At 74.3% G+C, this 3,510-nt stretch carries 6 protein-coding genes; 3 read left to right on the top strand and 3 right to left on the bottom strand.

Features of this window, described 5'->3' with window-relative positions; genetic code table 11:
• The 3 genes from AAC134_RS23650 to AAC134_RS23640 all read right to left on the bottom strand — a co-directional run.
• Window positions 1–773, bottom strand: a 773-nt coding sequence (locus AAC134_RS23650; RefSeq protein WP_339952241.1) for an alpha/beta hydrolase, incomplete at its 3' end; no start/stop codon positions are given.
• Window positions 774–1,018: 245 nt separating this feature from the next.
• On the bottom strand, window positions 1,019–1,453 hold the full coding sequence (locus AAC134_RS23645; RefSeq protein WP_339952239.1) for a cupin domain-containing protein: 435 nt from the start codon (window positions 1,451–1,453) through the stop codon (window positions 1,019–1,021).
• 15 nt (window positions 1,454–1,468) lie between these two features.
• A complete protein-coding gene (locus tag AAC134_RS23640) occupies window positions 1,469–2,254 on the bottom strand; it encodes an SDR family oxidoreductase (RefSeq protein ID WP_339952237.1) in 786 nt (261 codons plus the stop codon).
• Window positions 2,255–2,506: 252 nt separating this feature from the next.
• Here AAC134_RS23640 and AAC134_RS23635 point away from each other — a divergent pair, with 252 nt between their 5' ends.
• The 3 genes from AAC134_RS23635 to AAC134_RS23625 form a co-directional block, all read left to right on the top strand.
• Window positions 2,507–2,680: a hypothetical protein gene (locus AAC134_RS23635; protein WP_339952235.1), complete on the top strand. Its 174-nt coding sequence runs from the start codon at window positions 2,507–2,509 to the stop codon at window positions 2,678–2,680.
• A gap of 111 nt (window positions 2,681–2,791) precedes the next feature.
• The gene (locus AAC134_RS23630) at window positions 2,792–3,166 is read left to right on the top strand and encodes a response regulator (protein ID WP_339952233.1); all 375 of its coding nucleotides are present in this window, start codon (window positions 2,792–2,794) and stop codon (window positions 3,164–3,166) included.
• Between the two features lie 112 nt (window positions 3,167–3,278).
• A partial coding sequence (locus tag AAC134_RS23625) for a hypothetical protein (RefSeq protein ID WP_339952231.1) occupies window positions 3,279–3,510 on the top strand: 232 nt, incomplete at its 3' end.

Here is a 3,510-nt window from a genome sequence, read left to right as displayed (position 1 = left end):
TCCGAAAAGGCCTTGATGCCGTCGTAATGGGCCTTGGCGCCGCCCATCATGCCCTGCCGCCACCAGTTGGCGATCACCGCCTCGGACGGCGTCGCACCGGGACGGTTGAAGCCGTAGAACGGGCCCTCGGGCAGCGCCCGGTAGAACTCCGAGCGGTTGGCCGCCAGCGCCGCGCGCATGCCGTCGAAGACCGACAGCGGCAGGCCGCCGGGGTTGGCCGGGGTCTGCAGCATGATCGGGGGCACGGCGCCGATCAGCACCAGACCCGCGACCCGGCCCTCGGGCTGGCCATGGCGGGCGACGTAGTGCAGCGCCTCGCCGCCGCCGGTCGAGTGGCCCACATGCACCGCGCCCTTCAGGTCCAGCTTGCGGACCACCGTCGCCGCGTCGGCGGCGTAATGGTCCATGTCGTGCCCGCCCGAGACCTGGGTCGACCGGCCGTGGCCGCGCCGGTCGATCCCGATCACGCGATGGCCGTGGCCGAGGAAGAACAGCATCTGCGCGTCCCAGTCGTCCGAGCTCAGCGGCCAGCCGTGGTGAAACACGATGGGCTGGGCGTCCTTCGGCCCCCAGTCCTTGTAGAAGATCTCGACGCCGTCGGCGGTGGTCACGAAATTCATCGGCTCTGCTCCTGCGGCAGGGGGGGAAGCGGCGGGCCGTCCCGCCGCGGCGGCGGGACGGGGCATGGCGAGCGAGACGGCCAAGGCCGCGGCGCCCAGCATCAGGTCGCGGCGCACGGCGCCGACGGGGGGGAAGGGGGAAGGGTCGTGCATGGCGGAAGTCTCCTCGGTCGCCAGGAACGGCGCGGATCCCCCATCGGGGGTGGAGGCGCCGACGGGGAGAGGATGCGCCCGGGCCGCCCCATCCGGCGATCCGGCCTCGGGCCGGTCCGCTAAGACCTTGGGTCCGGTCGGCTGATCCCTCCGGGCGCCCCCCCAGGCGCCGAGCCGCGCGCACGCCGACGGCGCGGGTCCCGGAAGGGCCCGCGCCGCCGCGTTTGGATGGGGTTCGGCCGCGTCTAGCGGTGCGACCGGAAGGTGGTCAGCTCGGTCTCGTCCGTGTTCACCACGAAGACCGCGAGCAGCTTCGCAGGCTCGGTCTTCGAGGCGTTGGCGCTGACGTCGTGAAAGTCGCCCGGCATCTCGGAGAAGTTCTCGAGCGCCCGGTAGACCTTGGTCTCTCCGCCGTTGAGCCGCATCTCCACCGCGCCTTCCAGCACGGTCGCGTAGATCAGCGCCGAGGGCGCGTGGACGTGGGCCGGGCTGAAGCCGCCGCCCTCGTATTCCACCAGCACGCCCCTCAGGCTCTTGCCCGGCAGGTTCGGGATCGGCTGGTCGTAGACCAGGGTGACCTTCGCGCCGTCGGCCAGGGCGGGCGGGGCGCCGAGCAGCGGGGCGGCGAGCAGCAGGGCGGCGAGGCCGGCGGCAAAGCGCAGTCGGTGGGGTCGGGACATCGGGGTCATCCTGTGTCAGGCGGTTCGGGGAAGGGAGAGCGGCGGCGCCAGGCCGGCGGCCCAGGCGTCGAGATCGATGCGGCCGAGCCAGGCCGGACCGAGGGGCGTCAGCGACCGCTCCTCGACCCGGGCGCCGAAATAGCGCGCCTCCGGGTCCCGAAGGACGCGGCGCGGGTCGCCCGCGAGCGCCAGCCTGCGGCGGGCGAACTCGTCGAGGGGCGCGCGCTCGGGTCCCGCGATCTCGAGGATTCCGGAGACGGGGGGCGACAGGGCGGCGCGCGCCAGGGCCTCGGCCACGTCGTCCGCGGCAATGGGCTGGAACTGGCCGCCGGACAGGCGGACGATCCCGTCCACCTCGGCCGCGTCGGCGATCGCGCCGATGAATTCCATGAACTGGGTGGCGCGCAGGACCGTCCAGGGCAGGCCGCTCTCGCGCAGGCCCTGCTCCTGGGCCAGCTTGGCGGCGAAATAGCCGTTGTCGGGCATCCGGTCGACGCCCACGATCGACAGCGCCAGGTGGTGGCCCACGCCCGCGCGCCGCCCGGCCTGCGCCAGGTTGCGGGCCGTGGTGCGGAAGAAGTCCAACGCCGCAACCGGCTCGAGGCTGGCCGGGTTGGTCACCTCGATCACCGCCGCCGCGCCGTCCAGCGCCGCGTCCAGCCCCTCGCCCGTCAGGGCGTCGACGCCGCTGGCGGGGGAGGCCTGCAGGACCTCGACCCCCGCCGCGCGCAGCCGCGTCGCGACCCGCGTGCCGATCAGGCCCGTGCCGCCGATGATGACGATCCGTCCGGGAGACGCCATGTCCGCATCCTTTCCAGTTTGCGGCCCGGCCCGCAGGCCCGGCCGTCGATCCGACGTGATGGATCGAGGATGCGGCGCTGCCCGCGCCCCGGCCATGCTGCGCGGGGCTCGCCGGGCCAGCCCTTGGTCTGAGCGGCTTCGCCTTCGGTCGGGTGGCGATCGCCCTCGACCCTTTGGATTATCGACCGACGGCGGGAAGCGCGGCAGGATCGCGCCGACGTCCCGTCCACCCGACCGCCTGCAGGAGCCCCGATGCCAGACCAGCCCGTCCGCGACGCCGCCCGATCCCGCCGGACGATCCAGGCGCAGGCTCCGCTGACGGGGATCGACGACGCCCGCGCCGCGACGCCGCTCGGGACCCTGCACGCGCGCATCCGCCCGGGCGCGGCGGCGCGCCCCGCGACGCTCCAAGACCGGACGCCATGAGCGCCGGCGTCCCGCGATGACCGGCGCCGAGATCCAGGTCCCGGCGGGCGGCCCCCGGCCGGCGACCCGCGCCATGGCCGCGTCGCGAGCGGCATGGGGAATCGGGACGAGATGAGCGTCGCTTCCCTGCTGGTCGGTGTGGCGGACGACGACGCCGACATCCTCGCGGCGCTCGGCGAACTGCTCGAATCCGCCGGGCACCGGGCGCGCCTGCATCCCGGCGGCGCCGGGCTCCTGTCCTCCCCCGATTTCGACCGCTTCGATTGCGTGGTGGCCGACATCTGCATGCCCGGCATGGACGGGCGGCGGCTCGAGGTCCTTGCCGGGGCGCGGCGGCCGGACCTGCCGGTGATCCTGGTCACCGGCGATCACGACCTCGCCGACCGCCTCGTCGCCGAGGGTCGCCCCTCCGGACTGGTGTTCCGCAAACCCTTCGACGGTCAGGCGCTGCTGACGGCGATCGAGACCGAGGTCCGCCGCCGCTGAGACCGCGCGCCCGGTCGATTTGGTACAGGACTTTCTTGCGATCTCGGTTCTATGAGATCGGCCTCCGGGCGGGGATGCTCCGCGGGCGTTCGATTCAGTCGGATCCTCTCAGATGCAGACCGCCCCCGCCTTCAGCCGCCCGCCGCCTCGTCTGCGGAAGCGGTCCCTCCTCCTCCTCGCCGCCACGGCCGCGGCCGCGGCCTGCGCTCTCGCGGCCGAGCTCGCCGGGATCGCCGAGGGCGCGGCCGCGCCGGTGCTGGTGATGGGCGCGGCCGTGGCCTCGGCCTTCGGGCGCGCGCGGCTGGCGGCGGACCCTGTCGGAGGGCGCAGCGAAGCCCGGCGCC

The organism is uncultured Albimonas sp. (assembly GCF_963977235.1).
Taxonomy (GTDB): Bacteria; Pseudomonadota; Alphaproteobacteria; order Rhodobacterales; family Rhodobacteraceae; genus Albimonas.
This window is presented reverse-complemented; position numbering and strand designations above follow the sequence as displayed.

Coding starts and splice junctions, on each gene's coding strand:
- AAC134_RS23635 (WP_339952235.1), top strand. CDS start 2,507: ATGCCAGACCAGCCCGTCCGCGACGCCGCCCGATCCCGCCGGACGATC.
- AAC134_RS23630 (WP_339952233.1), top strand. CDS start 2,792: ATGAGCGTCGCTTCCCTGCTGGTCGGTGTGGCGGACGACGACGCCGAC.
- AAC134_RS23640 (WP_339952237.1), bottom strand. CDS start 2,254: ATGGCGTCTCCCGGACGGATCGTCATCATCGGCGGCACGGGCCTGATC.
- AAC134_RS23645 (WP_339952239.1), bottom strand. CDS start 1,453: ATGTCCCGACCCCACCGACTGCGCTTTGCCGCCGGCCTCGCCGCCCTG.